Annotated in this window: 1 protein-coding gene; it reads right to left on the reverse strand. The window is 53.8% G+C overall.

The features are described 5' to 3' along the window. Window positions 1-413, reverse strand: a 413-nt coding sequence (locus A4R26_RS14305) for an AMP-binding enzyme (protein WP_165760267.1), incomplete at both ends; no start/stop codon positions are given.

The raw sequence follows: 413 nt of genomic DNA on the forward strand, positions 1-413 counted from the left end.
CGGCCGGCACGGCTCACCTGTAATAACTGCTCCCAGATCTGCGCCATGCACGTTTCGGTTCTGCCAACCGGTGGTGCATAATCCTGCGCAGCCACTAACGCAACATCTACCTGCGGCAGCGCCTTGCGGTCTATTTTTCCATTGGGCGTAAGCGGCAGTTGATCTAATGTTACTACCGCTGAGGGAACCATATAATCAGGCAGGCGCTTTTTTAAATAGGTCAACAACGCTTCCCGCTCATAGCCTTCTGCCGGTACCACATAGGCCAGTAAACGGCTGTTATTATCTGCGGCTTTCGATGCCACTACCACCCCCTGTTTTATCATGGATGATTCCGTCAGCACCGACTCCACTTCACCGGGCTCTACCCGGTAACCGCGGATCTTCACCTGGTCGTCTTTACGGCCAAGAAA

This window comes from Niastella populi (assembly GCF_002078015.1).
Taxonomy (GTDB): Bacteria; Bacteroidota; Bacteroidia; order Chitinophagales; family Chitinophagaceae; genus Niastella; species Niastella populi.